Below are 262 nucleotides of genomic sequence, written 5' to 3'. Positions count from 1 at the left end.
CGAGTCGATCGCCGCCGGCGACGTCATCCGCGAGTCCGAGGTCTCCATCGAGGTGGAGAAGGTGCTCAACGACGTCTACCCGTTGCTGCGCACGGTCCGGCCGGCCGACATCAACTACACCCTGACGGCGCTGGCCACGGCGCTGGAGGGGCGTGGTGAGCAGATCGGCAACAACCTGGTCGTGCTGGAGGACTACCTGGCGCGCACCAACCCGAAGATCCCGCTGCTGGTCGACGACCTGGAGAAGCTGAGCGACGTCTCC

The 262-nt window shown here is 66.8% G+C and carries 1 protein-coding gene; it reads left to right on the top strand.

Translation table 11 applies throughout. From position 1 onward, the window contains the following. Positions 1-262 (top strand): MCE family protein (locus ETU37_RS01330; RefSeq protein WP_206053623.1); only part of this gene is annotated, 262 nt, incomplete at both ends.

This window comes from Nocardioides iriomotensis (assembly GCF_004168035.1).
GTDB lineage: Bacteria > Actinomycetota > Actinomycetes > Propionibacteriales > Nocardioidaceae > Nocardioides_B > Nocardioides_B iriomotensis.
The sequence above is the reverse complement of the archived record's forward strand: the minus strand, read 5'-3'. Positions and strand labels throughout refer to the sequence as shown.